The sequence below is a fragment of the Streptomyces sp. NPDC048420 genome (assembly GCF_040651535.1).
In the GTDB taxonomy this organism is placed as follows: Bacteria; Actinomycetota; Actinomycetes; order Streptomycetales; family Streptomycetaceae; genus Streptomyces.
Genome location: NZ_JBEZKG010000004.1, coordinates 372557 through 397363 on the forward strand (window position 1 = coordinate 372557; position 24807 = coordinate 397363).

A 24807-nucleotide genomic window follows, 5' to 3' on the forward strand; every position below is an offset into this window, starting at 1 on the left:
GCGTGAGGAGTGTCAGAGGATCGCGCCGGGCGCGTAGCCCGCGGCCGCCGGGTGCTGCTTGACGATCTCCTCGATCCGGCCGACCACGAGGGCGACCTGGTCGGCCGCGGCCCCCGTGAAGGACAGCTTGTCGGCCATCAGCGCGTCCAGTCCGGCCCGGTCGAGCGGAATGCGCTCGTCCGCGGCCAGCTTGTCGAGGAGCTCGTTGCGCTCGGCACCCTGCTCACGCATCGCGAGCGCGGAGGCCACGGCGTTCTCCTTGATCGCCTCGTGCGCCACCTCACGGCCGACACCCGCACGCACGGCGCCCATCAGTACCTTGGTGGTGGCGAGGAAGGGCAGGTAGCGGTCCAGCTCGCGGGCGACGACGGCGGGGAAGGCGCCGAACTCGTCGAGCACGGTCAGGAAGGTCTCCAGGAGACCGTCGAGCGCGAAGAACGCGTCCGGCAGCGCGACCCGGCGCACCACCGAGCAGGACACGTCGCCCTCGTTCCACTGGTCGCCCGCCAGCTCGCCGGTCATCGAGGCGTAGCCGCGCAGGATGACCATCAGGCCGTTGACGCGCTCGCAGGATCGCGTGTTCATCTTGTGCGGCATCGCGGAGGAGCCGACCTGGCCCGGCTTGAAGCCCTCGGTCACCAGCTCGTGCCCGGCCATCAGCCGGATCGTCTTCGCCAGCGAGGAGGGGGCCGCCGCCAGCTGCACCAGCGAGGTGACGACCTCGTAGTCCAGGGAGCGCGGGTAGACCTGGCCGACCGAGGTGAACGCCTGCGAGAAGCCCAGGTGCCCGGCGATCCGCTGCTCCAGCTCGGCCAGCTTCGACGCGTCCCCGCCCAGGAGGTCCAGCATGTCCTGAGCCGTACCCACCGGGCCCTTGATGCCACGCAGCGGGTAGCGGCCGAGGAGCTCCTCCACCCGGCCGTACGCGACGAGCAGCTCGTCCGCCGCGGTCGCGAAGCGCTTGCCGAAGGTGGTGGCCTGCGCGGCCACGTTGTGCGAGCGGCCGGCCATGACGAGCTCGCCGTACTCGCCCGCGAGCTTGCCCAGTCGCGCCAGCACCGCCACCGTGCGGTCGCGCATCAGCTCCAGGGAGAGCCGGATCTGCAGCTGCTCGACGTTCTCCGTGAGGTCCCGGGACGTCATGCCCTTGTGGACCTGCTCGTGGCCGGCGAGGTCGTTGAACTCCTCGATCCGCGCCTTCACATCGTGCCGCGTGACCTTCTCGCGCTCGGCGATGGAGGCCAGGTCGACGGTGTCCAGGACCCGCTCGTAGTCGGCGAGCGCCTGCTCCGGCACCTCGATCCCGAGGTCCTTCTGGGCCCGCAGCACGGCGAGCCAGAGCTGGCGCTCCAGCTTCACCTTCTGCTCGGGCGACCAGAGCGTGGCGAGCTCGGCGGAGGCGTAGCGTCCGGCGAGGACGTTCGGGATGCGGGGCTTGGCGGGAGCGGAAGTCACGTGTACGGATTCTACTGGCGATTCGTGCAGGCCAGTGCCAGGGCCCCTTCGTCGGAACCTACGAGAGCGTGTCCGCGAGCTCCGCCAGGACACCGGCGTGGCAGAGTTCGGGCGCGCACCAGCAGGCCAGCGCCCTGCCCCGCAGTTCGGGCACCAGAGCGAGCAGATCCGGCCGCTCAAGGAGATACGCCCGGTACCTCGCCATCACCTCGGCCCGCGTGCCGTCCCGACGGCGCGTGGCGGTGTCGTAGGCGAAGGGGTTGTACAGGGGGTGTTTCGGCAGGTCCCAGCCGCCCATCGTCCAGCGGCGGCCGACGTAGACCAGGTCCGCGGGCGCGTGTTCCAGCCGGGGGCCGTATTCGTGGAGCCGGCCCCTGACGTTGACCACGCGCGTGTGCACGACGTCCACGCCGTCCTACCGCTCGTACGGCAGGAGGTCGGGGCGCTTCGGCGGGAGGCCGTCGCCGGAGGAGCGGCCCGTGAGGCGTCGGCCGATCCACGGCAGCAGGTACTGGCGGGTGAACCGGACGTCCGCTATCCGGCGGGCCAGCCACTTCGGCGGCACGGTGGCGGGCAGCGGCGTGCGCCACTCGGTGTCCTCGGGGTCGTAGCCGAGGGTCTGCCACACGGCCTCGGCGACCCGGAGATGGCCCTCGGACGTCAGATGCAGCCGGTCCACGTCCCACATCCGCGGGTCGGACAGCGACGCCGCGCCGTACAGGTCGACGACCACGGCGCCGTGCCGGGACGCCAGCTCGTCGACGACCTCGAACAGCTCCTCCATGCGGGGCCGGAAGCGCTCCAGGACGGGACCCTGGCGGCCGGGGCTGCGCATCAGCACGAGTTGCTTGCAGGACGGGGCGAGCCGCTCCACGGCCTCCGTGAGCAGGGCGCGGACCTGTCCCATGTCGCACTTGGGTCGCAGGGTGTCGTTCAGCCCGCCCACCAGCGTGATCACGTCGGGTTGCATCGCCGCCGCCACGTCGACCTGCTCGTCGACGATCTGCTTGATCAGTTTGCCGCGCACCGCGAGGTTGGCGTACCGGAAACCGGGCGTGACGGCGGCCATCCGGCCGGCCAGGAGGTCGGCCCAGCCGCGGTAGGAGCCGTCCGGCAACAGGTCCGACATGCCCTCGGTGAAGGAGTCGCCGACCGCGACCAGGCTGGTGTGTGTGGGATTCGTCTGCATGACGGAAGAAATGGTAACCGGTGCACATACCCGTCGGTCGGTCGGCCTCGACCGCCTCGGCCGCCCCTCACACCTGCCTCCCGAACAGCTCCCTGAGCACGTCCTCCATCGTCACCAGTCCGGCCAGCCGCCCGTCCGCGCCCAGTACCGCGGCCAGATGCGTCCGGCTGCGCCGCATCGCCGTGAGCACGTCGTCCAGGGGTGTGGTCTCCCGGATCGTGGCGATCGGCCGCATGTCCCGCACCGGGAAGGCCAGGTCCCGCGGGGAGGCGTCCAACGCGTCCTTGACGTGCAGATAGCCGACGATCCTGCGTCCCTCGTCCACCACCGGGAAGCGCGAGAACCCGGACTCGTTCGACAGCGCCTCCAGCCGCTCCGGTGTGACGCCCACGCGCGCGTAGACGACCCGTTCGAGCGGCAGCACCACGTCCCGCACGGGCCGCCGCCCCAGCTCCAGCGCGTCGTGCAGACGCTCCCTCGCCCGCTCGTCGATCAGGCCCGCCTCGCCGGAGTCCCGTACGATCCGGGCCAGCTCGGCGTCCGAGAAGGTGGCCGTGACCTCGTTCTTCGTCTCCACGCGCAGCAGCTTCAGCAGGGCGTTCGCGAAGGCGTTGATCGCGAAGATCACCGGGCGCAGTCCACGGGCCAGGGTCACCAGCGGCGGCCCCAGGAGCAGCGCGGTGCGCACCGGCTCCGCGAGCGCGATGTTCTTCGGGACCATCTCGCCGAGCAGCATGTGCAGATAGGTCGCCAGGGTCAGCGCGATCACGAAGGACACCACGTGCCCCGCGCCCTTCGGCACGCCCACCGCGTGGAACACCGGCTCCAGCAGATGCGCGATGGCCGGTTCCGCGACCACACCCAGGACCAGCGTGCACAGGGTGATCCCGAGCTGCGCGGCCGCCATCAGCGCGGAGACGTGCTCAAGGCCCCACAGCACGCTCTTCCCACGCCGGTCGCCCTGCTCGGCGTACGGCTCGATCTGGCTGCGGCGCACGGAGATCAGCGCGAACTCGGCGCCCACGAAGAAGGCGTTGACGACGAGGGTCGCGAGACCGATCAGCAACTGGACGACGGTCATGACCGGGCCCCTTCCCTTGGAGCCCGGGTCCCGTCGTCCGGAGCCTGGGTCCCGTTGTCCGGAGCCTGGGTCCCGTTGTCCGGAGACCTGGTGCTGTCGTCCGGAGCCTGGGTCCCGTTGTCCGGAGACCTGGTGCCGTCGTCCGGAGACCTGGTCCCCTCGCCCGGAGCCCGGGCCCCCTCGCCCCAAGATCTGGACCCCTCGCCCGGAGACCTGGTGCTGTCGTCCGGAGCCTGGGTCCCGTTGTCCGGAGACCTGGTGCCGTCGTCCGGAGACCTGGTCCCCTCGCCCGGAGACCTGGTCCCCTCGCCCGGAGCCCGGGCCCCCTCGCCCGGAGCCCGGGCCCCCTCGCCCCAAGACCTGGACCCCTCGCCCGGAGACCTCGTCCCCTCCTCCCGGAACGCGGTGCCGTCCCCCGGGAACCCGGCCCGCTCCTCCAGCGCCTGGACCGCGCTCATGACTCGACCTCCCGCGCCGAACCGTCCTCCAGGGGCGCGTGCAGCAGCACCTGCGCCGCCCGGCGCCCCTGCGCGTCCACCACGTCGAGCCGCCAGCCGGCGACGTCCACCGAGTCGCCGGCGGCCGGAATCCGGCCGAGCTCCGTCGCTATCAGACCGGCCAGCGTCTCGTACGGGCCCTCGGGCGCCCGCAGCCCCACGCGCTCGAGCTGGTCCGTCCGTGCCGAACCGTCGGCCCGGAACAGCTCCCTGCCCTCGTCGTCGGTGCCCGCGGGGGCCAGATCGGGTGTCTCGTGCGGGTCGTGCTCGTCCCGGACCTCGCCGACGACCTCCTCGACGATGTCCTCCAGGGTCGCCACGCCCGCCGTACCGCCGTACTCGTCGATGACGACCGCCATCGTGCGCCTGCCGGACAGCCGGTCCAGGAGCCGGTCCACGGTCAGCGACTCGGGCACCAGCAGCGGCTCGCGCAGCAGCTCGGCGACCGAGGCCCGGGGGCGTCGCTCGGCCGGCACCGCGAGGACGTCCTTGATGTGTGCGATGCCCACGACCGAGTCGAGGCCGCCGCGGTAGACCGGGAACCGGGACAGCCCGGTCGCGCGCGTGACGTTCGCCACGTCCTCGCAGGTCGCCTGGACGTCCAGGGCGATCACCTGGACCCGCGGGGTCATCACGTTCTCCGCGGTCAGGTCGGCGAGGTTGAGCGTCCGTACGAACAGCTCGGCGGTGTCCGCCTCCAGGGCACCCGCGCGCGCGGAGTGCCGGGCCAGCGCGGCCAGTTCCTGCGGCCCGCGCGCGGAGGCCAGCTCCTCGGCGGGCTCCAGGCCGAACCGTCGTACGACCCGGTTGGCGGTGTTGTTGAGATGCGTGATGAAGGGGCGGAAGGCCGCGCTGAACCAGCTCTGCGCGGTGCCCACCCGCTTGGCCACCGCCAGCGGTGAGGAGATCGCCCAGTTCTTGGGCACCAGCTCGCCGACCACCATCAGGAACACCGTCGACAACCCGGTGCCGATCACCAGCGCCAGCGACCGGGACGTGGACCGCGAGACGCCCAGCGACTCCAGGGGTCCCGCGATCAGCGCCGCGATCGACGGTTCGGCGAGCATGCCGACGACCAGGTTGGTGACGGTGATCCCGAGCTGCGCGCCCGACAGCTGGAACGTCAGATTCCGTACGGCCTTCAGGGCGCCGGAAGCACCCCGTTCGCCGCGCTCCACCGCGCGTTCCAGCTGCCCGCGCTCGACCGTGGTCAGCGAGAACTCCGCGGCCACGAAGGCACCGCAGGCCAGCGAGAGCAGGATCGCGACCAGCAGGAGGAGCACTTCGGTCATCGGGTCACCTCCGTCCCATGATCGGACAGGGTCCCCAGGATCGCCCGTCCTACCCGGCGAAGGGCTTCACCCAGCGCCGCCACTTTTCCTCGGGCGCATACCCCGCCGCGCGCCACGCGTGCTGCGCGGTCTCGTTGCGCACCAGCACCATCGCGTCCCCGCGCCGCCCGCCGAGCTGTACGAAGCGCTCCTCGGCGGCCGTGAGCAGCGCCGAGCCGATGCCCCGCCGCCGGCGCTCCGGGTGCACCGCGAGCCGGTACAGATGACACCGCCAGCCGTCGAAGCCCGCGATCACCGTGCCGACCAGTTCGCCGTCCAGCTCGGCGAGGATCAGCGCTTCGGGGTCGCGGGTGAGGAGCCGGTTCATGCCGTCCTGGTCGTCGCTGATGCTGGTTCCTTCGGCGGCGTCGCGCCAGAACCCCAGCACGGTGTCGATGTCCGCGAGGGTGGCGTGGCGGATGTGGAGATCGCTCATGGGGTGAGCCAAGCAGAGCGCCGGATCGTCTGGCGAGCCGTTTCTCGGCGTCGGCCGTACGAGGCGCGTCCCGGCCGACGTCTGGACACCCGCATCAGCTCGGCGCGGCCGCCCCCGTCGGCAACACCGCCTCCGGCGACTCCGGCAGGGTCTGGCCGCCGTCGACCGTGATCACCTGGCCCGTGACGAACGATGCCCGCTCGCTCGCCAGGAACTCGACCGCGTCGGCGATCTCCTGGGGCCGGGCGAGGCGGCCGAGCGGGATCGTCGCCGTCATCTGCGCGAGGTAGGCGTCGCCCATGCCGTCGAGGCCCTCGGTCGCGACGTTCCCGGGGGCCACCGCGTTCACGGTGATCCCGTAGGGGGCGAGTTCGAGCGCCGCCGTGCGCATGAACCCGAGCTGGGCGGCCTTGCTCGCCGCGTAGTGACTCCAGCCGGGGAACCCGGTGACCGGGCCGGTGATCGACGAGGTGAGCACCACCCGCCCGGCTGCCGACTCCCGCAGCAGGGGAAGGCAGGCCGCGACGGCGAGCATCTGGCTCTCCACGTTCACCGCGAAGACCTCACGGATGTCGGTGTACGTCAGCTCCGCGAGCGGTTTGTTCGGGAAGACGCCCGCGTTCAGGCACAGCACGTCCAGGCCGCCGAGCAGCGACGACACCGCGCCGGCCAGCCGCTGTGCCGAGTCCGGCGCGGCGGAGTCGAGGGAGACCGCCTCGACGGTCTGCCCAGTCCGCGTGCTCTCGGCGCGGAACTTCTCCACGGTGGCGTCCGGGACGGCCCGCCCGGTCAGCACCACGTCGTGTCCGCCGCGTACGAAGGTCGAGGTGATGGCGGCGCCGATACCGCGCGTACCGCCGACGACGGCGACTTTCCTGGTCCGGTGACTCATGGTGTTCCTCGTTCTCTGGGATGTCTGCTCGGCGAAGTGACGTGGAGCTCGGTGCGGTCGGCCCGGAAGAGGTCGCGGGAGAACTCCATGGGCGCCTTGTGCTGGTCGTACGACGTCCGGGTGATCGCCAGCAGCGGCTGGCCGACCGACACGTCGAGGTGGTCCGCGTGGTGGCGCTCGGCGAGGCGGACGCGGATGCGCTCCGAGACCGTGGCGGCCGTGACGCCGTAGACGTGGTGGAACAACTGGGACAGGGAGCCGGTGAGGTCATGGTCCAGGATCCCGGGGAAGCGCCGCGCCGACACGAACAGCCGTTCCCACGAGAGCGGCACCCCGTCCGCGAGCCGCACCCGCTCGATCGCCACCGTCGCGGAGCCGTCCGGCAGGCCGAGCGCGGCACAGACCTCGGGGTCGCCACACCCGATCCCCGTGGACACGACCCGGGTGGCGACCTCGAAACGCTGGTGCTGCAGAAGGGCGGGGACGTTCACGTCGACGCCCGGCTGCCGGGCCACCACCCGGTCGTGCCCGTGTGCGAGACGACTCCAGCTGTAGACGGGCCAGTTGGGGTTGGGGTGCAGGGCGAAGGTGCCGCCCGCCTTGCCCCGGAGCCGGCGCACCTCGCCGTCCGCTTCGAGCCGCGCCAGGGCGCTGCGCACGGCCTCCCGGCTCGCGCCGAAGACCATCGCCAGCCGCCGCTCCGGGGGCAGCCGGCCGCCCATGCTGACCTCCCCGCGCCCGATCATCGCCAGCACACCCTCCGCGACCCGGGTGGCGGCCGGGCCGAGCGGGGCACGCACCGGCTCAGTGCTCATGGCGTACGGCGGTGAGGTAGCCGTCGGCCAGGTAGCGGCCCGCGAGTTCCACCGACCGGACCGCGAACTCCGGCCGCAGCGAGGCGGCGAAGGGCGTGTCGCCCCGCTTGTGGACCCAGGCGACGAGCATCAGCCGGCGCAGCATCACCAGGGCGGGGAGGGCCCGCAGGTCCTCGTCCCGCAGCGGGCGCCGCGTCTTGTAGCCGCGCAGCCAGGCGGCGACCCAGTCGTCGACGCGCGGGTCGTGCTCGACGAAGGACAGGGAGCACGCCAGGTCGTAGAGGAACCAGCCGGTGCCGCAGTCGTCGAAGTCGATCAGCCGCACCCCGTCCGGCGCGACCAGCAGGTTGGCGGCCCTCAAATCGCCGTGGATGAGCCCGAAGACGGCCTCGCTCCTGCCGTACGCGTCGAGTTCGCGGGCCAGCTTGGCCTCCGCCCGGGCGAGGACGGCGGCACCGCCGGATGCGCGCTCCACGTCCGGGTTGTCCCGCCACCGCCCCCACAGCGAGGCCGTGCCGATCAGGTTGTCGAGGTCCCAGTCCGGCCGGGTGAAGGTGTCCGGCCGCCGCCACCCGCGCGCGTGCTCGTGCAGGGCGGCGGTCTCCCGGCCGACGACCTCCATCACCTCCGCGAAGTCGGTGGTGTCCGGCTCGGCGCCGGGCGCGAACTCGAACAGCGCCGCGTGCTGGGGTGTCCCGTCCGCGCCCGGGAAGGTCGCGACCGGCTCACCCGACGGGGTCGGCAGCACGGCGGGCGTGGCGACCGCGCCGTCGGCGCGCAGCCGCTCGATCCACGTCAGCTCGCTGCGGATCTGCGCCTGCGTGCGGAACCCGGGACGGTGCAGACGCAGGACCAGGGGAGCGGGGGAGTCGGCGAAGGCGCACAGATAGGTCGCGTTCTCGGACAGGCTCAGCAGCCGGGCGTCCGTGAGAACCGTGTCCAGGCCGTACGCCCGCAGCGCCGGGGTGACCTGCTGGTCCCAGGTGTCAGCCATGTGCGGCCACCTTCCGTACGGCGGTCCGCAGCCGGGCCAGGATCTCCGCGGTCTCCGGCTCGGTGAGCAGCAGGCCCGGCTTGAACTGGAGGACCGCCGGGTCGAGGGTGGAGAAGATCGCCCAGACGCCCTGCCGGTAGAGCTCGGTCATGACGGGCTTCGCGCCGGTGGCGCCGAACTCCAGCCCGATGACCAGGCCCTTCTGCCGGATCCCGGTCAGGGTGTGCGGAAGCTCGGCGCGCAGGTCGGCGAGCCCCTCGGTGACCTGCGCGATGCGCCGGCGGACGTTCTCCCGGGTCTCGGGCCGCTGGGTGATCTCCAGGACCTTGGCGGCGACCGCACAGCCGAGTTCGGCGCCCCCGAAGGTGGCCATGTGGGCGAAGCCGTCCCGCTCCAGCCATCCGCTCGCCGCCGGGCCCAGCAGGGCGGCGCTCACCGGGTACAGGCCACCGCCGAGCCCCTTGCCGGTCACCAGGATGTCGGGGGTGACGCCTTCCGCGTACACGCCCCACAGCTCCCCGGTCCGGCCGAGGCCGGTCTGCACCTCGTCGGCGATGTAGAGGGTGCCGGTGTCCTCGCAGGCCCGCTTGACGCCTTCGAGGTAGCCGGGCTCGGGGGTGGGGAAGCCGTAGGTCGCGGGGACCGTCTCCATGATCACGGCGGCGACGTCCGCACCGCCGAGCGCGGTGGTCATCGCGTCCAGGTCGTTGAACGGCACCTGCGTGAACTCGGCCGGGTTGTCCGACCGGAACAGCTGCGAGAACCGGGTGTCGCCCGTGGCCACGGCCAGCCCGGTATGTCCGTGGTACGCCTTCACCACCGACACGATCCGGCGGCGGCCGGTGGCGTACCGCGCGCTCTTCAGCGCCACGTCGACCGCCTCGCCGCCGCTGGATCCGAAGACGGCCTTGGCGGCACCGGGGGTCGCCTCGACGAGCCGCCGGGCCAGCGCGGCGCGCCCCGGGGTCGGGAAGTGGTGGTTGCCGATGTCCACCTGCTGGACCGCGTCGGTCAGTGTGCGGACCAGCTCGGGATTGCGGTGGCCCAGGTTGTAGGTGCCGCCGTTGAGGTGCACGTCGATGACCTCGTGCCCGTCGACGTCGGTCAGCCGGTAGCCGCTGCGCTCACCGACGACCAGCGGAACGCCCTCCGCCTGCCAGAACTCCGTCTTGTCCGGGTTCCAGTACCGCCGCGCGTCCGCGAGGACCTCCGCCTTCGACGCGTACCCGTACATGGACAACTGCTCGATCCCCAACGCCCGGCCTCCTCGCGGTCCCGGCGGGAGATCCCCACCGGCGACTCCGTGAACGCCTCCACCGTCGGACGGGTGTTTTGCGTCCCCGTGTGGTCGTTGGTTCGGATCCGTAACGCTTGAGGTCCGGTTGTGGTCCGGTGGGCAGGTCGGCCAGGTGGGCCCTGACCGTCACCGCCCGCGCAACTCCTCCATCACCGGCGCGAACGCCTCCATGGACGCCTCCAGCACCGTCAGATACGTGAAGCCGTACCGCTCGCGCTGTGCAAGCACCTGCGCGACGATCTCCTCGACCGTGCCGATCAGCATGATGGGCAGGTCGAGCGCCTGCTGGAGGGTCAGGTCGGGCACCCGGTGCAGGAACGGCGTGGCCACGGCCTCGCGGTCGTCGGTGACGACCACCATCTGGATGAGCAGGTTCAGTTCGGCCGGCTCCTTGCGGCCCTCGGCGAGCCGCCGGTAGCGCGCGACGCGCTCGTCGAGTTGCTCGGCCGTGGTCGGGATCAGCTTGCCGGTGGTGTTGCCCGGCACCAGGGTGGCCCCGGTGAAGGCCGCGATGTCGGCGTGGTCGGCGGACAGCTTCAGCATGCGGTTGCCGATGCCGCCGATCAGCAGCGGCACCCGGGGCCGCTGGACCGGCTGCGGCACATGGTCCGCCGAGGACAGCAGTCGCTCCAACTCCTCGACGGTGTGCTGGAGATGGTCCACCCGCTCACCCGCCGCACCGAACGGCAGCCCTGCCTGGTCGTGCTCGGACTGCACATAGCCGGTGCCCAGGCCGAGTTCGAGACGGCCGCCGGTGAGGGCGTCCACGGTGGCCACCTCGCGGGCGAGCAGCGTCGGGTTCCAGAAGCCCGCGTTGAGGACGAAGGTGCCGAGCCGCGGCCGTTCGGTGACCTGCGCCGCCGCGACCAGTGCGGGGAAGGGCGCGACCTTGCCGAGATGGTCGGGGACCAGGATCACGTCGTAGCCGAGTTCCTCGGCCTGCCGGCACTTGGTGCGCCAGTCCTCGTCGGTGGCGGCGGCGGTCAGGTTGACGGCGAAGCGGAAGGGGCGGGACTGAACGGGGCCGGGCATGAACTCTCCTCAGCGGTAAGCGACTTGAGTTGTCTGCCCAGCGATTGCATCATTCGTGCGCGATCGCCGCCAGTACGTTCATGCGCGATGCACGCAACGCCGGCAGCAGTGCCGCCACGATGCCCACCACCGCGGAGCCGACGACGACCGCGACGATCGTGCCCCAGGGGATCGCCAGCGCGTTCATGCCCTGCAGGGCGAGGACCTGCTGGGTGCACACGCCCCACACCAGCCCGAGCGCGAGCCCGAGCACCGCTCCGAAGACCGCGATCACCACCGACTCCAACCGGATCATCCGGCGCAACTGCCGCCTGGCGAGCCCGATGGCGCGCAGCAGCCCGATCTCCCGGGTGCGCTCCACGACCGACAGGGCAAGGGTGTTGACCACGCCGAGCACCGCGATGACGATCGCGAGCCCGAGCAGCGCGTACACGAGATAGAGCAGGACGGCGATCTGGTCGTGCACCAGGTCCTTGTAGTCGGCCAGATCACGCACCTGGACCTGCGGATACGGGTCGAGGGTCTGCTCCAGTCCGGCCCGCAGCCGGTCGGCGCCGGTGCCGGAGGAGGCGTTGACGTACAGCGCGGAGTCCTGGCCGCCCGGCGCGAACCGCTCCAGGGTGTCCAGGCCGAAGTAGATGCCGCCCTGCGTACCGAACCCGTCCGCGGAGTCCTGGTCGGTGAGGGCGCCCACCGCCAGCTCGGTCCTGCGGCCGCCCTGGAACTCGACCGGGATCCTGCTGCCCACCTTCACGTCGTGGTCGCGGGCGAAGTCCAGGTCCATGGCCAGGTGCCCGGACGCCAGCGCGGCCGCGGTGTCACCCTGCGCGTAGGTGATGTGGGCGACCTCGTCGAGCTGCGGGTCGTACCCCGCGGCGGTCGTCTCGACCCGCCTGCCGTCCGGCAGCCGTACGGCGACGGGCGCGAACCTCGACCGTACGACGAGCCCGGCGCCCTCGGTGTCGCGCACCGCGTCCGTGACCTCCTGCGGGAACGGCAGGAAGTTGCCGTTCTGTACGACGAAGTCGGCGCCCAGGGTCTTGTCGATCTGGTCGTCGAAGGACTTGGACATGGAGGCGCTCGCCACGGACATCCCGCCGACCAGGGCGAGCCCGACCATGAGGGCTGCCGCGGTGGCGCCGGTGCGGCGGGGGTTGCGCAGGGCGTTGCGCTGGCTCATCCGCCCGACAGAGCCGAAGAGGGCGGGGAAGGCCCCGCCCAGCACCCGGATCACCGGGCGCACCAGCAGCGGGCCCGCGATCACGGTCGCGAGGAGGGTCAACACGACACCGAGGCCCAGCAGGGAAGCCGCGGTGGCCGTCCTCGACGAGACCGCGCATCCGACGAGCGCGGCCGCGCCCGCCGCTCCCACCAGGCCGCCGACGATCGCGCGGACCTTAAGCGGCCGTCCGATCCCGGCGATCTCGGCGTCCGCGAGCGCCGCCATGGGGGAGACGCCCGCCGCCCGCCGGGCCGGGAGATAGGCCGCGACGAAGGTGACGCCCACGCCGACGACGTAGGCCGCGACGGGTGTGCCCCAGCCGATGACCATCTCGCTGGTCCGGATGTTCATGCCGATGGCGTTCATCAGGGCGATGAGCCCGACGGCGAGGCCGATGCCGGTGCCGAGCCCGACCGTGGAGCCGACCAGGCCGAGGAGGGTGGCCTCGGTGAGTACCGAGCGGCGGACCTGGCGCCGGTCGGCGCCGAGCGCGCGCAACAGGCCCAGTTCACGGGTGCGCTGGGCGATCAGCATCGAGAAGGTGTTGACGATCAGGAAGACACCGACCAGGACGGCGATGCCCGCGAAGCCGAGCATGACGTACTTGATGACGTCGAGGAACCCGCCCAGTTGGTCCACGTCCGACTTCGCCTGCTCGTCGGCGGTCCGGTACTCGTAGGTGCCCGTGCCGAGCGCGGCGGCCACGCGCTGTTTGAGCTGGTCGTTGCTGACACCCTCGGCGGCGTCGACCGAGATGCTGGTGGCGGCCTTCGGGGAACCGAGCAGCCTCGTCTGCGCGGTCGGCGGGTCCAGGAACAGCAGGGTGGCACCGGGGTTGGTGGTGGTGAACGTGACGATGCCGACGATCCGCACCTTGAAGGAGCCCGGCGCCGCGATCACGGTGAGCGGATCGCCGATGCGCAGGTTCTTGCGGTCGGCGGTCTCCGAGTCGAGGAGGGCCTCGTCCCCGCCGTGCGGCGCATGACCCGAGGTGAGCTTCACGGGGCTGCGCGAGGTCGGGTTCCAGTCGGTGCCGATCGTGGGGGCGCCGGTGGTCGGGCCCACCGACTCGTTCTCGGAGTCGGCGACGGTGATCCCGTCGTCCTCGGCGTCGAAGCGCGCGGCGGCGACCCCGTCGACCCGGGCCACCCGGTCCGTGAGCGCGGCCGGCAGGGTGGCCGTCGTCCCCGACGGGATGGCCTCGCTCAGGTCCTCCTTGGGGCTGACGGTGAGGTCGGGCGCGGTCGAGGCGAAGAGCCGGTCGAAGGTGCGGCTCAGCGTGTCGGAGAAGATCAGGCTGCCCGAGACGAAGGCCACGGACAGGACCACGGCCAGCGCGGAGAGCAGCAGCCGTCCTTTGTGGGCGAGGAAACTGCGGAGGGTCGCCTTCAGCACGGTTCAGTCCTTGTCGAGGGTCACGTCGCCGGACCGGCCGCCGTCCGGGGCGTCCTCGAACTGGCTCCGGATCACGTCGAACCGCTTCATGCGCTCCAGCACGGCCTCCGCCGTGGGCCGTTCCATCGCGTCCACGATCCGCCCGTCCCCGAGGAAGAGCACCAGGTCGGAGTGGGCGGCGGCGCCCGGATCGTGGGTGACCATGACCACGGTCTGCCCGAGCTGGTCCACGGCCTCGCGCAGAAACCCCAGGACCTCAAGGCCCGCCCGCGAGTCGAGGTTGCCGGTCGGCTCGTCCGCGAAGATCAGCTCGGGCCGGGAGGCCAGCGCCCGGGCACAGGCCACCCGCTGCTGCTGACCGCCGGAGAGCTGCGAGGGCCGGTGCCTCAGCCGGTCCCGGAGCCCCAGCGTGTCGATGACCTGGTCCAGCCACTTCTCGTCGGGCTTCTTGCCCGCGATGTCCATGGGCAGGGTGATGTTCTCGGCCGCGTTCAGCGTAGGGATCAGGTTGAACGACTGGAACATGAACCCGATCCGGTCCCGGCGCAACCGGGTCAGCTCGCGCTCCTTCAGCCCTGTGATCTCGGTGTCGCCGAGCCACACCTGACCGGCCGACACGTTGTCGAGCCCCGCCAGGCAGTGCATCAGCGTGGACTTCCCGGAGCCCGAGGGCCCCATGACCGCGGTGAAGCGGCCGCGAGCGATGTCCACGTCCACCGAGTCCAGGGCGAGCACGGCCGTCTCGCCCGAGCCGTACGCCTTGGTCAGACCGCGGGCGCGGGCCGCGATCCCGTCGGCCGGAGCGGTGCCTGGGGCGTCCTCCGTAGCAGTTGCCATGAGGCCGAGGGTAGTGTGATCCGGCCCACACCCGATATCCCCCTTGCGGTCGAGGCGGCCTCCACCCCAGGTCGGGCCCCTGATACCCGTGTAAGGGGCACCTGATGGCCCCGGAGGCCCCTCTTGCCAGTGCTAGCGTTTCGGCGCTAGCTTCGAGGTATGGCGAAGACTCAGTTGAACGTGCGGGTGGACGAGGGCACCGCCCGCGCCGCCCGTGAACGTGCCCTCGCCCGAGGCGTGAGCGTGAACCGCTACATCGAGGAACTGGTCATGAAGGACAGCGGAGAGGCCGGTCAGACCTTCGTCGAGGCCGCGGCCGACTTCATGAAGGAGTACGAATCCGTCTTCGCGGAGGAGTTCGGCAGGGAGAGCAAGGAAGACGAGGGTCGTTGAGCGATCTGCACATCGATCTCGCCTGGCTGCTCATGCTCGCCGAGCAGAAGACCCCGGGCGACCCCCAGGTCACCGACTGGGGCGCCCTGGTCGCCGCCGTGGCACGGCACGAGGCCGAGATCTTCGACATCCCCGTCTACGACAGCCCACACCTGCGCGCCGCCGCGCTGCTGCAACTCCTCATCCACGTCCCGGCGTTGGAGCGCACCAACGCGCTCTTCGCCTGCGCGGTCGCCTATGCCTACCTCGTCGCCAGCGGCCTCAGGGTCGTCACCTCGCCGGTGCTCGTCCGTGATCTCGCCAAGGTGGCCAAGAAGGGCGACGCCTCGGTGCACGACATCGCGCGCGAGCTGCGCAAGTGGACGCTGTGATCAGCTTTCCCGCAGCGGGGGCCGCCACGCGGTGCCCAGCACACAGAACGACGTGGGCAGCGTCGGCCCCTTCTCCGGCATCAACACCCGCCGATAGGGACCCAGTTCGAACCCGGCGTCCCGCAGCGCCCCGATCGGGTCCCGGCCCAGATGGCAGCCGCCGTTCAGCGGGGGCCACAGCGTGCGGTCCAGGGCGCGCTGAGTGAACCGCATCGCCGCGCCGCCGCCGCTGCCGTGCTCGAAGAACCGTACGACCCCGCCGGGGCGCAGCACCCGCCGCACCTCGCCCAGCGCGCGCGGCACATCGCGCACACTGCACAGCACCAGCGAGATCACCACGGCGTCGAAGGCCTCGCTCTTGACCGGCAGTGCCTCCGCCGCCCCGGGCACCACGTCGACCGGTACCTCGGAGCGCAGAGCGGCCTCCACCGCCAACCGCCGCAGTCGCCGCTCCGGTTCGATCGCCACGACCTCGGAGACCGCGCGCGGATAGTGCGAGAAGTTCAGACCGTTGCCCGCGCCGATCTCGATCACCCGCCCGGAAAGGCCGGCGAGCAGCCGCTCACGCACACCGGCCATGCCCATCCGGGTCTCGGCGGCGACACTGACCCGGGCGTAGTACCGGGCGAACAGCGGATGGTGGACGGGATCCCGGGACACCTTGCCGGCGTCGGCGGACCGTAGCGGCATGACAGCCTCCCTCACAGGACTGGTCCTACCGCGATTGTCCCCCGCGGGACCCCGTCGCACCCCCGCCGGCGCTTACTGCACGAAGTCGCGCACCTGCTCGTAGACGCCGTGGTCGTTGTTCATGTCGGTGTGCGAGACGCACCCGACCTCGACGTTCGTCGCACCGCTCAGGATCGCCGTGGTGTCCGGGGTGAGCGCGTCGTCGCAGTTGGACCAGTAGCTGGCGTAGGAGACGCTGCCCGGCGTCTCGTCGCCGGAGTTGAGGGCGGTGAGGAAGGAGCTGCCGGTGTACATCTCCGCGCACGAGGTGTACAGCCAGGAGCACCAAGAGGCCGTGGTCGTCCCGTGGTTGACGCCGGCGGCCGAGACGAAGTCGTCCACGTACGCCGTCCCGCCGAGGTTCTTCAGGTAGTAGCGGGAGCTCAGCGCGCCCATCGAGTGGACGACCAGGTCGACCTTCGAGGCGCCGGTCGCCTTGAGCACCCGCTGGACCTCGGTGGCCAGCTGCTGGGCGGTGGTCACGTTCGACTGCGACCAGCTGTACGACCAGGCGTCCAGTTCGGACGCGGTGTAGCCGTCCGCCTTGAAGTCGGCGATCCAGTCGTCCCAGCTGCTCGCGTCACTGCTGAGGCCGTGCACGAACACGATCGGGTTGTGGGTCGCCGCGTGAGCGGGGACCGCGGCGAAGGAGAGTGACAGAAGGAGAGAAGAGACCACGGCCGTGGCGGCCGCGGCGATGCGACGCCCGAAGCGCTGCATGATGCCTCCTGAAACGGGTGGGGTTGTCAGGAGTGTCGGGCCGGGTCTACGCGCGCCGCATCGGCGAAATCGCCGGTCTTTACGGGTCAATTAACTCGCCAGTAACGTGAGTGGCGTGGTGACTCCGGTGAACCCTCCGCCTCAGACCCGCACTTCGCCACCGCGGCGCGTGATCTCGGCGCTTCCCGAGGGCGTCAGGGTGCGGCTGCTGCATTCCGTTTACGGCGATCCGCGCGCCGCCGCCGAACTCGTGACCCTGCTGACCGACCGTCAGACGGCCGGCCTGGACCCGCTGCCGACCGAACCCGCCGAGCTCGCCCCCGCACTGCTGCGCACCCTGCGCGCGGAGATCCGGGCACTGCCCGACGACACCCGCCTCCTGCTGCTTCTCGCGGCGGCCGACCAGTACCCGGTCACCACCCACGCCTTCCTGCGCGCGGTGACCGCCGCCCGCCTGGACACGCGTGCGCTGGAGACCGCGGAGTCGGCCGGCGTGGCGCACGCGAGTGCCGGCGGGGTGGTCTTCCGGAACGCCTGGACGAGGATCGCCGCCTATGAGTCCGGCTCCCCGGCCGACCGCCGTGACGTGCACCGCCTGCTGGCCCGCGTGCTGCACGGCGAGGGCGAGACGCCTCGCCGGTCCTGGCACCGGGGCGCGGGCGCCCTCGGCCCCAGCGGACGGCTCGCGGCGGAGCTGCGCGGCTCGGCGGACAAGGCCCGCCGTACCGGCCAACTCTCCCTGGCGCGGACCCTGCTGGAGCGGGCCGCCGCGCTCTGTCCGGACCCGTCGGAACGCTCCCGCCTGGTGACACGTGCCGCCACCGACGCCTGGCAGGCCGGCGACGGCGACCGGGCCCGCCGTCTCGCAGCCGACGGCACGGCCGACGACGCCCTGACGGGCCTGTTCGCGCTGCGCGCGGGCAACGCCACGGAAGCGTTCGACGCGCTCCTGGGGTCGGCGGCACAACGGGCCAGACCTGGAAGAGGGAACGATTCTCCAGAGACGGGTGGGACACCAGGTGACGGCGGGACGCCCCTGGACCCCGCCACCCATCTCCTCGCCCGCGCCACCGAAGCCGCCGTCTACACGGGCGACCTGCGCCGCTGCCGAGAGGCCGCCCGGCTCGCCGGACGGATGGACATCGCCCCGCCCGGCACGCTGGGCGGACTCGCGGCGGCCTTCGAGGGGCGCTACGAGGACGCCCGCGACCTCCTCCAGGCTGCGGCCGGCCGCAGCGGTCCCGGCGGCGACCCCACCCTCCTCGTCCACGCCGGTATCGCCGCCCTGTTGCTCGGCGACCACACCCGCGCCGCCACCGCGACCCTCCGCGCCGCCGCCTCGGGCCGTGCCCGGGGTGCGACGGCCGTCGTGGCGCAGGCGATGGAGTTCCGCGCCTACGCCGACTTCTGGACCGGCCGCCCGCAGGCAGGACAGGCCGCCGCGACCGAGGCCCTGCACCTGGCGTACGCCACCGGCCAGGACAACGGGGCCTGTCATCTCCAGGCCGCCCTCGCCATGTTCGCGGCGATCACCGGGGACGCCGACGTCTGCCGCGAACGCGCCGCCGCCGCACGGTCGTACGCCCTCGCCCGGGGCCTCGGCCTGCCCGCCGCCCTCGCCCAGTGGGCGCTGGCCTTCCTCGATCTCACCGACGGCCGCTTCGCGGGCGCCGCGGCCCGACTGCGTGCCCTCGCCGGCTTCGGCCCCGGGCACGGCCACCGCGCCATCCGGCATCTGGCCACCCCGCACTACGTCGAGGCCGCGGTCCGCACCGACGACACGAGGATCGCCCGCGGTGCCCACGCCGACTACCACCGCTGGGCCACGGCCGTACAAAGCCCCGACGACCTCGCCCTCAGCGCCCGCTGCCGTGCCCTGCTGGCCCCCGGCGAGGAGGCGGTCCAGCACTACCGCACCGCCCTCGACCTCCACGCACGCGGCACCCGCGACTTCGAACGCGCCCGCACAGAGCTGCTGTTCGGCGGCGCCCTGCGCCGACTGCGCCACCGCACGGAGGCCCGCGACCGCCTCCACAGCGCTCTGGAGGCCTTCGACCACTTCGGCGCACCGCACTGCGCGGCCCAGGCCCGCGCCGAACTCCGCGCCCTGGGCGCCCGCGCCGCCCCGACGCACGCCGTGAATCCCACCGCACGCCTCACCGCACAGCAGTTGCTGGTCGCCCGGATGGTCGCCGAGGGCGCCACCAACCGCGAGATCGCCGCCCGCCTGGCCCTCAGCCCGCGCACGATCGACCACCATCTGCGGGGCGTCTTCACCCGGTTGGGCATCCGCTCCCGGATCGAACTGGTGCGGCTCATCGCCGAGAGCGAGGTTCCCTAGAGGCCGCTCAGGGCGCCTCGCGCACCCCGAACGCCGCCGCGTCCCACGTCCCGTCCAGCCGCGGTGCCAGCCACCCCGGCGCCGCGGACCGGAAGTCGGCGGGAGCGAGCCCACCGGACCCGGCGGGCAGAGCGCCGAGCAGCGGAGCCCCGGACACCTCCGGCAGATCCGCGAGGTTGCAACGCGAGGCGAGATCGGGGGAGTCGGGCCAGCTGCCGATCACCACACCCGCCAAGTCCAGCTCCCGGCGCCGGAGTTCACGGGCCGTCAGGTCCGTGGTGTTCAGCGTGCCGAGCCCCGCCGACGCCACGACCAGGACCGGCGCCCGCAGCAGCTCAGCCGCGTCGGCCAGCGTCCCGCCCTCGTCGTCGAAGCGGACGAGCAGCCCGCCCGCCCCCTCCACCAGCACCAGGTCGTGCTCGGTGGCCAGTTTGGCGGCCGCTTCGGCGATCTCGGGAGGGTGCACCGGCTCGAGAGCGGCCCGGCGCGCGGCCGTCGCCGGGGCCAACGGCTCGGGAAAGCGGGCCAGTTCGGCCTTCGTCACGGCACCCGCGAGCCGGGCCACCTCGTCGGCGTCCCCGGACTCGTCCGGCCGTACGCCGGTCTGCGCGGCCTTCAGGACGGCGACCGTCCGCCCCGCCGCGAGCGCCGCCGCGGCGACGGCGGCCGTGGTCACCGTCTTGCCGACCTCCGTGCCCGTGCCCGTGATCACCAGGACCGGCATGTCATCCCTCCTTCGCCGCCGCGCACACCGCGTGCGCGATCCGTGCCACGTCCTCGTCGCCCGTGACGTACGGCGGCATCGTGTAGACGAGGTCGCGGAACGGCCGCAGCCACACGCCCTCGCGTACGGCGGCCTCCGTCGCGGCCTTCATGTCGACCTCGTGGTCCAGCTGGACAACCCCGATGGCGCCGAGGACCCGTACGTCCTTCACGCCCGGGAGCGCACGAGCCGGCGCGAGCCCCTCCCGCAGCGCCACCTCGATCCGTTTGACCTCCGCGAGCCAGTCCTGCCCGAGCAGCAGCCCGATCGAGGCGCAGGCCACCGACGCGGCCAGCGGGTTGCCCATGAAGGTGGGACCGTGCGCGAGCACCGGGACCTCCCCCCGCGAGATCCCGTCGGCCACCCGAGGCGTGCACAAAGTCGCCGCCATCGTCAGGTAACCGCCGGTCAGCGCCTTGCCCACGCACATCACGTCCGGCGTCACCGCCGCGTGCTCCGCCGCGAACAGGGCACCCGTGCGGCCGAACCCGGTCGCGATCTCGTCGAACACCAGCAGCACGTCGTGCGCGTCGCACGCCTCGCGCAGCACCCGCAGATACGCGGGGGAGTGGAACCGCATCCCACCCGCGCCCTGCACCACCGGCTCCACGATCACCGCGGCCAGCTCATCCGCGTGCCGTTCGACGGCCGCGCGCAGCTGGTCGGCGTACGACTCCTCGTACTCGGCCGGGGGCGCGTCCACGAACACCTGGCGGGGCAGCACCCCGGACCACAGCTCGTGCATCCCGCCCTCGGGATCGCACACCGACATCGGCTGCCAGGTGTCGCCGTGGTAGCCGCCGCGCCAGGTCAGCAGCCGCTGCTTGCCCGTACGGCCCAGCGAGCGCCAGTACTGCAGGCACATCTTCACCGCGACCTCGACCGACACCGACCCCGAGTCGGCGAGGAAGACATGCTCCAGGCCCTCGGGAGACATGTCGACAAGGAGCTTCGCGAGCCGGACGGCGGGCTCGTGGGTGAGCCCGCCGAACATCACATGGCTCATCCGCCCGAGCTGCTCGCGCGCGGCCTCGTTCAGCACCGGGTGGTTGTAGCCGTGGATCGCCGACCACCAGGAGGACATCCCGTCGACCACTTCGGACCCGTCGGCGAGCCGCAACCGCACCCCGCTCGCCGACTCCACGACGAGCGGCTCCACCCGGCCGGGCATCGGACCGTACGGATGCCATACGTGCCGCCGGTCGAGTGCGAGGAGCTCCGGGAGGGGCAGGTCAGGCATTGGGCGCGAGGTCCGTTCCGGCACCTCGACGGCGTACGGCGACCAGGTCCGTACGGGGCTCGCTCACGTCCGGCGCCGAGGTGGCCGTACCGCAGACGCCACCGCCCGCGTGCGACCCGCACCCGGCACTCTCATGCGACCCGCAGCCCGCGGATTCGTGCGAACCACAGCCGCCGACCGCCGCCCGGTGCGCCGGCAGCGTCACCTCGCCCGCGCCCTCCACCTCGAAGCCGGCGTCCGCGATCATCTCCAGGTCGGCCTTGCCGGCCTGGCCCTCGGTGGTGAGGTAGTCGCCGAGGAAGATCGAGTTGGCCAGGTTGAGGGCGAGAGGCTGCATGGTGCGCAGATGGACCTCGCGGCCGCCCGCGATACGGACCTCGACGTCCGGGCAGACGAAGCGGACCATCGCCAGGATGCGCAGACAGCGCTGCGGGGTGAGGTTCCACTCCTTGGCCAGCGGGGTGCCCTCGACCGGGATCAGGAAGTTGACCGGGACCGAGTCGGGGTCCAGCTCGCGCAGCGAGTAGACGACGTCGACCAGGTCCTCGTCGCTCTCGCCCATGCCGGCGATCAGACCCGAGCAGGCGGACAGACCGGCCGCGTGCGCTTTGGTGACGGTGTCGACCCGGTCGGCGTAGGTGTGCGTGGTCGTGATGTCGCCGTAGGTCGCCTCGGACGTGTTCAGGTTGTGGTTGTAGGCGTCCGCGCCCGCCTCGCGCAGCCGCTCGGCCTGGCCGTCGGAGAGCAGACCGAGACAGGCGCACACCTCGACGCCCTCGTTCTGGTCCTTGATCGCCTTGATGGTGCCGGCGACCCGGTCCACGTCACGGTCGGTCGGACCGCGCCCGGACGCCACCAGACAGACCCGCTTGGCGCCGCCCGCGAGGCCGGCCGCCGCGGCCTTGGAGGCCTCGTCCGGCTTGAGCCAGGTGTACTTCAGGATGCCGGTGTCGGCGCCGAGCCGCTGGGAGCAGTAGGAGCAGTCCTCGGGGCACAGGCCGGACTTCAGGTTGACGAGATAGTTGAGTTTCACCCGCCGTCCGAACCAGTGCCGGCGCACCTTCCCGGCCGCGGCCACCACGTCGAGCAGCTCGTCGTCGGACGTGGCCAGTACGGCCAGCGCCTCCTCGCGGGTCGGCAGCTCGCGCCGAAGCCCCTTGTCCACCAGCGTGTTCAGCAGGTCCATGAGAGCCGATCCTGTCCTACGGACCCGCCTCCGGCCAAGGTAGGGATCGAACAACTCACCCGCTTTGACGTGTGGGTATTGCCACACCGTGGGTAGCGTTTGCTGCCGCTAGGGTCTGTCCGTTGTCTACAAAAGCCCCGGAGGACCCATGGCGTTCGGCTGGATCGACGAACAGGCGCAGGCGCGCCGCCGGGCCGGACTCGTACGAACCCTGCGGCCCCGCCCGTCCGACTCGTCGCTGCTCGATCTCGCGAGCAACGACTACCTGGGCCTGGCCCGCCATCCCGAGGTCGTGGCGGGCGCCGAGGCGGCCGCGCGGACCTGGGGCGGCGGTGCGACCGGCTCCCGGCTCGTCACCGGGACCACCGAGCTGCACAGCGAACTCGAGCGCGAGCTGGCCGACTTCTGCGGCTTCGAGGCGGCGCTCGTCTTCTCCTCCGGGTACGCGGCGAACCTGGCAGCCGTCACCGCGCTCGCGCCGCACGGCTCGCTGATCGTCTCCGACGCGGGCAACCACGCCTCCCTCATCGACGGCTGCCGGCTGGCCCGTGGCACCACCCAGGTCGTCGCGCACGCCGACCCGGACGCGGTCCGCAAGGCGCTCGGCACTCACGAGGGGCCCGCCGTCGCCGTGTCCGACACGGTCTTCTCGGTCGACGGGGACGCGGCACCGCTGGCCGGCCTCGCCGAGGCATGCCGGGAGCACGGCGCGGGCCTGGTCGTCGACGACGCCCACGGCCTGGGTGTGCTCGGCGCCGGCGGCCGCGGGGCCCCGCACGCGGCGGGACTCGCGGGCGCCGACGACGTGGTCGTCACCGTCACGCTGTCCAAGTCGCTCGGCAGCCAGGGCGGTGCCGTCCTCGGCCCCGCACGGGTGATCGAGCACCTGGTCAACGCGGCACGGACGTTCATCTTCGACACCGGTCTGGCCCCCGCCGCGGCGGGAGCCGCCCTCGCGGCCCTGCGGCTGCTCGGCCGTGAGCCCGAGCGGGCCGCACGCGCGCGTGAGGTGGCGACCGGACTGCACGCACGCCTGACCGCCGCGGGTCTGGAAGCGGTACGTCCGGACGCCGCGGTGGTCTCGGTGCGCGCGCCCTCCCCGGAGGAGGCCGTGCAGTGGGCGGCCGACTGCCGTGCCGCCGGGCTCTTCGTGGGCTGTTTCCGGCCCCCGTCCGTGCCCGACGGGATCTCACGGCTCAGGCTGACCGCCCGCGCGGACCTCTCCGAGGAACAGATCGAACGCGCTGTTCATGTGATCGGTGAAACACGACCATGAGTCGGCGTGACACGGCCGTGCCCCTGGTGGACTGACCGTCAGAACGCGGCTGTGAAGCCCGCCCAGCTCTCGGGGGAGAAGAGCAGCGCGGGTCCGTCCGGATTCTTGGAGTCGCGTACGGCGAGCAGCCCGGCCCATGGCCCGGCCGACGGCCTCGCCGTCTCGACGCAGTTGTTCGCTCCGGTGCTGTAACTGCTGCGCAGCCAGTGCACCTCGGGCAGTTCGGTACTGGAGATTACGTTCCGAGGCAGTGCAGACATGGTGCCTCCTTACGTGCCGTCACCTGTTCCGGCGAGGTAATCCAACGAGTCCTCGGGCGAAAGGGCTTGGATCTGAAGGGCGTTGAAGGCCTCCGTGTAGGCCTGGAGGTCTTCTTTCCGTTCGAGATAGAGGCTACTCGTCAAGTGGTCGAGAACAACCACGTCCAGATCAGAAGTGCGCGGAAATGAGAAGATTACGAAAGGCCCGGTGATGCCCACATGCGCCCCGGCCGTGAACGGCAGTACCTGGAGACACACTTGAGGCAGCCGCGCCGCCTCCAGGAGCCTCTTCAGTTGCCGGGCCATCACCTCGGGGCCGCCGACCTCCCGCCGCAGCACCGCCTCGTCGAGCACGGCGCTCAACTCCAGTGGCGGCTGCGCACGGAGGATGTCCTGCCGGGCCAGCCGGACCTCGACCAGCGCGTCGAGACGCTCGTCGTCGAGACCGTCCACCGCGGCCCGGGTCACCGCTCGGGCGTACTCGGGCGTCTGGAGGAGCCCGGGCACGACCGAGGTCTCCAGCGTGCGCATCGCGCTCGCCTGGGACTCCAGACTGATGAAGTCCCGGTACGTCGGCGGCAGGACACCGCGGTACGCGTGCCACCAGTGGTGCCGCCCTCCGCTCTCGTCGGAGCCCGCCAATACCAGCAGCAGCTCCCGCAGATTCGGGTCCCCCACGCGGTAGGCGTCGAGGAGTAACCGCACATCGGCCGGTTTCACCCCGCTGGTACCGGTCTCGATGCGGCTCACCTTCGACTGGTGCCAGCCCACGAGCCGGGCCGCCTCACCACTGGTGAGCGCCGCACTCGTGCGCAGCGCACGCAGTTCGGCGCCCAGCTTCCGGCGGCGCACCGCGGGACCGTGCTGCATGCGCTACTCCTTACTCCTTACGAGCCACCCAAATACGGTCTCGCGTCGCAGAGTTCACCGCTTTGAGCGACAGATATATGCATATCTTGGTGGATCGGCACTCGTCACCGCCTTGGTAATGGCACTCTGGCGACGAACCATCCAGTCCGGGACCGTACTCGAACCAGCCACACCGTGTCGGGCTT

At 71.9% G+C, this 24807-nt stretch carries 24 protein-coding genes; 4 read left to right on the forward strand and 20 right to left on the reverse strand.

All coding sequences use genetic code 11. From position 1 onward, the window contains the following. Positions 1-12: 12 nt before the first annotated feature. From purB to AB0D34_RS09245, 13 genes are all read right to left on the reverse strand, one after another. The gene (purB, locus tag AB0D34_RS09185) at positions 13-1455 is read right to left on the reverse strand and encodes an adenylosuccinate lyase (protein ID WP_362658809.1); all 1443 of its coding nucleotides are present in this window, start codon (positions 1453-1455) and stop codon (positions 13-15) included. Positions 1456-1513: 58 nt separating this feature from the next. Further along, the gene (locus AB0D34_RS09190) at positions 1514-1855 is read right to left on the reverse strand and encodes a DUF4326 domain-containing protein (protein WP_362659055.1); all 342 of its coding nucleotides are present in this window, start codon (positions 1853-1855) and stop codon (positions 1514-1516) included. A 15-nt stretch (positions 1856-1870) separates the two neighbouring features. Further along, a complete protein-coding gene (locus AB0D34_RS09195; protein ID WP_362658810.1) occupies positions 1871-2644 on the reverse strand; it encodes an SGNH/GDSL hydrolase family protein in 774 nt (257 codons plus the stop codon). A gap of 67 nt (positions 2645-2711) precedes the next feature. Continuing rightward, positions 2712-3725 carry a hemolysin family protein gene (locus tag AB0D34_RS09200; protein ID WP_362658813.1) on the reverse strand — a complete coding sequence of 338 codons (1014 nt, stop codon included), beginning with the start codon at positions 3723-3725 and terminating at the stop codon, positions 2712-2714. 454 nt (positions 3726-4179) lie between these two features. Further along, complete coding sequence (locus AB0D34_RS09205) at positions 4180-5514, reverse strand: hemolysin family protein (RefSeq protein ID WP_362658816.1); 1335 nt, start codon at positions 5512-5514, stop codon at positions 4180-4182. Between the two features lie 49 nt (positions 5515-5563). Beyond that, positions 5564-5989: a GNAT family N-acetyltransferase gene (locus AB0D34_RS09210; protein WP_362658819.1), complete on the reverse strand. Its 426-nt coding sequence runs from the start codon at positions 5987-5989 to the stop codon at positions 5564-5566. A gap of 94 nt (positions 5990-6083) precedes the next feature. After that, the gene (locus AB0D34_RS09215) at positions 6084-6881 is read right to left on the reverse strand and encodes an SDR family NAD(P)-dependent oxidoreductase (RefSeq protein WP_362658822.1); all 798 of its coding nucleotides are present in this window, start codon (positions 6879-6881) and stop codon (positions 6084-6086) included. Then, positions 6878-7696: a GntR family transcriptional regulator gene (locus AB0D34_RS09220; RefSeq protein ID WP_362658823.1), complete on the reverse strand. Its 819-nt coding sequence runs from the start codon at positions 7694-7696 to the stop codon at positions 6878-6880. The genes AB0D34_RS09215 and AB0D34_RS09220 overlap by 4 nt, the downstream gene beginning before the upstream one ends. Next, positions 7686-8690, reverse strand: a complete 1005-nt coding sequence (locus AB0D34_RS09225) for a phosphotransferase (RefSeq protein WP_362658826.1) — start codon at positions 8688-8690, stop codon at positions 7686-7688. The genes AB0D34_RS09220 and AB0D34_RS09225 overlap by 11 nt, the downstream gene beginning before the upstream one ends. Then, the gene (locus tag AB0D34_RS09230; protein WP_362658829.1) at positions 8683-9945 is read right to left on the reverse strand and encodes an aminotransferase class III-fold pyridoxal phosphate-dependent enzyme; all 1263 of its coding nucleotides are present in this window, start codon (positions 9943-9945) and stop codon (positions 8683-8685) included. Before AB0D34_RS09230 ends, AB0D34_RS09225 begins: the two co-directional genes overlap by 8 nt. Positions 9946-10113: 168 nt before the next feature. Then, positions 10114-11019, reverse strand: a complete 906-nt coding sequence (locus AB0D34_RS09235) for an LLM class F420-dependent oxidoreductase (RefSeq protein ID WP_362658831.1) — start codon at positions 11017-11019, stop codon at positions 10114-10116. 49 nt (positions 11020-11068) lie between these two features. Beyond that, positions 11069-13636 carry an FtsX-like permease family protein gene (locus tag AB0D34_RS09240; RefSeq protein ID WP_362658834.1) on the reverse strand — a complete coding sequence of 856 codons (2568 nt, stop codon included), beginning with the start codon at positions 13634-13636 and terminating at the stop codon, positions 11069-11071. A gap of 3 nt (positions 13637-13639) precedes the next feature. Beyond that, positions 13640-14473, reverse strand: a complete 834-nt coding sequence (locus tag AB0D34_RS09245) for an ABC transporter ATP-binding protein (protein WP_362658837.1) — start codon at positions 14471-14473, stop codon at positions 13640-13642. 159 nt (positions 14474-14632) lie between these two features. Here AB0D34_RS09245 and AB0D34_RS09250 point away from each other — a divergent pair, with 159 nt between their 5' ends. Continuing rightward, positions 14633-14866, forward strand: coding sequence for an antitoxin (locus tag AB0D34_RS09250; protein WP_362658840.1), 234 nt, complete (start codon positions 14633-14635; stop codon positions 14864-14866). Next, the gene (locus AB0D34_RS09255) at positions 14863-15237 is read left to right on the forward strand and encodes a fic family toxin-antitoxin system, toxin component (protein ID WP_362658842.1); all 375 of its coding nucleotides are present in this window, start codon (positions 14863-14865) and stop codon (positions 15235-15237) included. Before AB0D34_RS09250 ends, AB0D34_RS09255 begins: the two co-directional genes overlap by 4 nt. Here the strand turns inward: AB0D34_RS09255 and AB0D34_RS09260 are convergent, their stop codons facing one another. Both AB0D34_RS09260 and AB0D34_RS09265 read right to left on the reverse strand, forming a co-directional pair. Then, a complete protein-coding gene (locus tag AB0D34_RS09260) occupies positions 15238-15927 on the reverse strand; it encodes a class I SAM-dependent methyltransferase (protein ID WP_362658845.1) in 690 nt (229 codons plus the stop codon). Between the two features lie 72 nt (positions 15928-15999). Further along, positions 16000-16686, reverse strand: coding sequence for a triacylglycerol lipase (locus AB0D34_RS09265; protein ID WP_362658846.1), 687 nt, complete (start codon positions 16684-16686; stop codon positions 16000-16002). A 169-nt stretch (positions 16687-16855) separates the two neighbouring features. Here AB0D34_RS09265 and AB0D34_RS09270 point away from each other — a divergent pair, with 169 nt between their 5' ends. Next, complete coding sequence (locus tag AB0D34_RS09270; RefSeq protein WP_362659057.1) at positions 16856-19027, forward strand: LuxR C-terminal-related transcriptional regulator; 2172 nt, start codon at positions 16856-16858, stop codon at positions 19025-19027. A gap of 7 nt (positions 19028-19034) precedes the next feature. On the opposite strand, the gene bioD is transcribed toward AB0D34_RS09270, so the two are convergent. From bioD to bioB, 3 genes are read right to left on the reverse strand one after another with little or no spacing between them, the layout of a single operon-like run. Continuing rightward, a complete protein-coding gene (bioD, locus tag AB0D34_RS09275) occupies positions 19035-19751 on the reverse strand; it encodes a dethiobiotin synthase (RefSeq protein WP_362658847.1) in 717 nt (238 codons plus the stop codon). A gap of 1 nt (position 19752) precedes the next feature. Beyond that, positions 19753-21030 (reverse strand): adenosylmethionine--8-amino-7-oxononanoate transaminase, encoded by a 1278-nt coding sequence (locus tag AB0D34_RS09280; protein WP_362658848.1) that lies wholly within the window; start codon positions 21028-21030, stop codon positions 19753-19755. Beyond that, on the reverse strand, positions 21023-22216 hold the full coding sequence (gene bioB / locus AB0D34_RS09285) for a biotin synthase BioB (RefSeq protein ID WP_362658851.1): 1194 nt from the start codon (positions 22214-22216) through the stop codon (positions 21023-21025). Before bioB ends, AB0D34_RS09280 begins: the two co-directional genes overlap by 8 nt. A 148-nt stretch (positions 22217-22364) precedes the next feature. Between bioB and AB0D34_RS09290 the strand changes: the two genes are divergently transcribed. Continuing rightward, the gene (locus AB0D34_RS09290; protein WP_362658854.1) at positions 22365-23492 is read left to right on the forward strand and encodes an 8-amino-7-oxononanoate synthase; all 1128 of its coding nucleotides are present in this window, start codon (positions 22365-22367) and stop codon (positions 23490-23492) included. A 38-nt stretch (positions 23493-23530) separates the two neighbouring features. Here AB0D34_RS09290 and AB0D34_RS09295 read toward each other — a convergent pair whose 3' ends face one another. Together AB0D34_RS09295 and AB0D34_RS09300 are read right to left on the reverse strand one after the other, a co-directional pair. After that, positions 23531-23752: a DUF397 domain-containing protein gene (locus AB0D34_RS09295; RefSeq protein WP_362658857.1), complete on the reverse strand. Its 222-nt coding sequence runs from the start codon at positions 23750-23752 to the stop codon at positions 23531-23533. A 9-nt stretch (positions 23753-23761) separates the two neighbouring features. Continuing rightward, complete coding sequence (locus AB0D34_RS09300) at positions 23762-24622, reverse strand: helix-turn-helix transcriptional regulator (protein WP_362658860.1); 861 nt, start codon at positions 24620-24622, stop codon at positions 23762-23764. Positions 24623-24807 lie beyond the last annotated feature (185 nt).

Excerpts from the sequence above, each read along its gene's own strand:
- AB0D34_RS09235 (WP_362658831.1), bottom strand. The coding sequence starts at position 11,019 with ATGCCCGGCCCCGTTCAGTCCCGCCCCTTCCGCTTCGCCGTCAACCTG.
- AB0D34_RS09205 (WP_362658816.1), bottom strand. The coding sequence starts at position 5,514 with ATGACCGAAGTGCTCCTCCTGCTGGTCGCGATCCTGCTCTCGCTGGCC.
- AB0D34_RS09195 (WP_362658810.1), bottom strand. The coding sequence starts at position 2,644 with ATGCAGACGAATCCCACACACACCAGCCTGGTCGCGGTCGGCGACTCC.
- AB0D34_RS09245 (WP_362658837.1), bottom strand. The coding sequence starts at position 14,473 with ATGGCAACTGCTACGGAGGACGCCCCAGGCACCGCTCCGGCCGACGGG.
- bioB (WP_362658851.1), bottom strand. The coding sequence starts at position 22,216 with ATGGACCTGCTGAACACGCTGGTGGACAAGGGGCTTCGGCGCGAGCTG.
- AB0D34_RS09215 (WP_362658822.1), bottom strand. The coding sequence starts at position 6,881 with ATGAGTCACCGGACCAGGAAAGTCGCCGTCGTCGGCGGTACGCGCGGT.
- AB0D34_RS09200 (WP_362658813.1), bottom strand. The coding sequence starts at position 3,725 with ATGACCGTCGTCCAGTTGCTGATCGGTCTCGCGACCCTCGTCGTCAAC.
- AB0D34_RS09250 (WP_362658840.1), top strand. The coding sequence starts at position 14,633 with ATGGCGAAGACTCAGTTGAACGTGCGGGTGGACGAGGGCACCGCCCGC.
- bioD (WP_362658847.1), bottom strand. The coding sequence starts at position 19,751 with ATGCCGGTCCTGGTGATCACGGGCACGGGCACGGAGGTCGGCAAGACG.
- AB0D34_RS09265 (WP_362658846.1), bottom strand. The coding sequence starts at position 16,686 with ATGCAGCGCTTCGGGCGTCGCATCGCCGCGGCCGCCACGGCCGTGGTC.
- AB0D34_RS09290 (WP_362658854.1), top strand. The coding sequence starts at position 22,365 with ATGGCGTTCGGCTGGATCGACGAACAGGCGCAGGCGCGCCGCCGGGCC.
- AB0D34_RS09280 (WP_362658848.1), bottom strand. The coding sequence starts at position 21,030 with ATGCCTGACCTGCCCCTCCCGGAGCTCCTCGCACTCGACCGGCGGCAC.
- AB0D34_RS09295 (WP_362658857.1), bottom strand. The coding sequence starts at position 23,752 with ATGTCTGCACTGCCTCGGAACGTAATCTCCAGTACCGAACTGCCCGAG.
- AB0D34_RS09220 (WP_362658823.1), bottom strand. The coding sequence starts at position 7,696 with ATGAGCACTGAGCCGGTGCGTGCCCCGCTCGGCCCGGCCGCCACCCGG.
- AB0D34_RS09210 (WP_362658819.1), bottom strand. The coding sequence starts at position 5,989 with ATGAGCGATCTCCACATCCGCCACGCCACCCTCGCGGACATCGACACC.
- AB0D34_RS09260 (WP_362658845.1), bottom strand. The coding sequence starts at position 15,927 with ATGCCGCTACGGTCCGCCGACGCCGGCAAGGTGTCCCGGGATCCCGTC.
- AB0D34_RS09300 (WP_362658860.1), bottom strand. The coding sequence starts at position 24,622 with ATGCAGCACGGTCCCGCGGTGCGCCGCCGGAAGCTGGGCGCCGAACTG.
- AB0D34_RS09225 (WP_362658826.1), bottom strand. The coding sequence starts at position 8,690 with ATGGCTGACACCTGGGACCAGCAGGTCACCCCGGCGCTGCGGGCGTAC.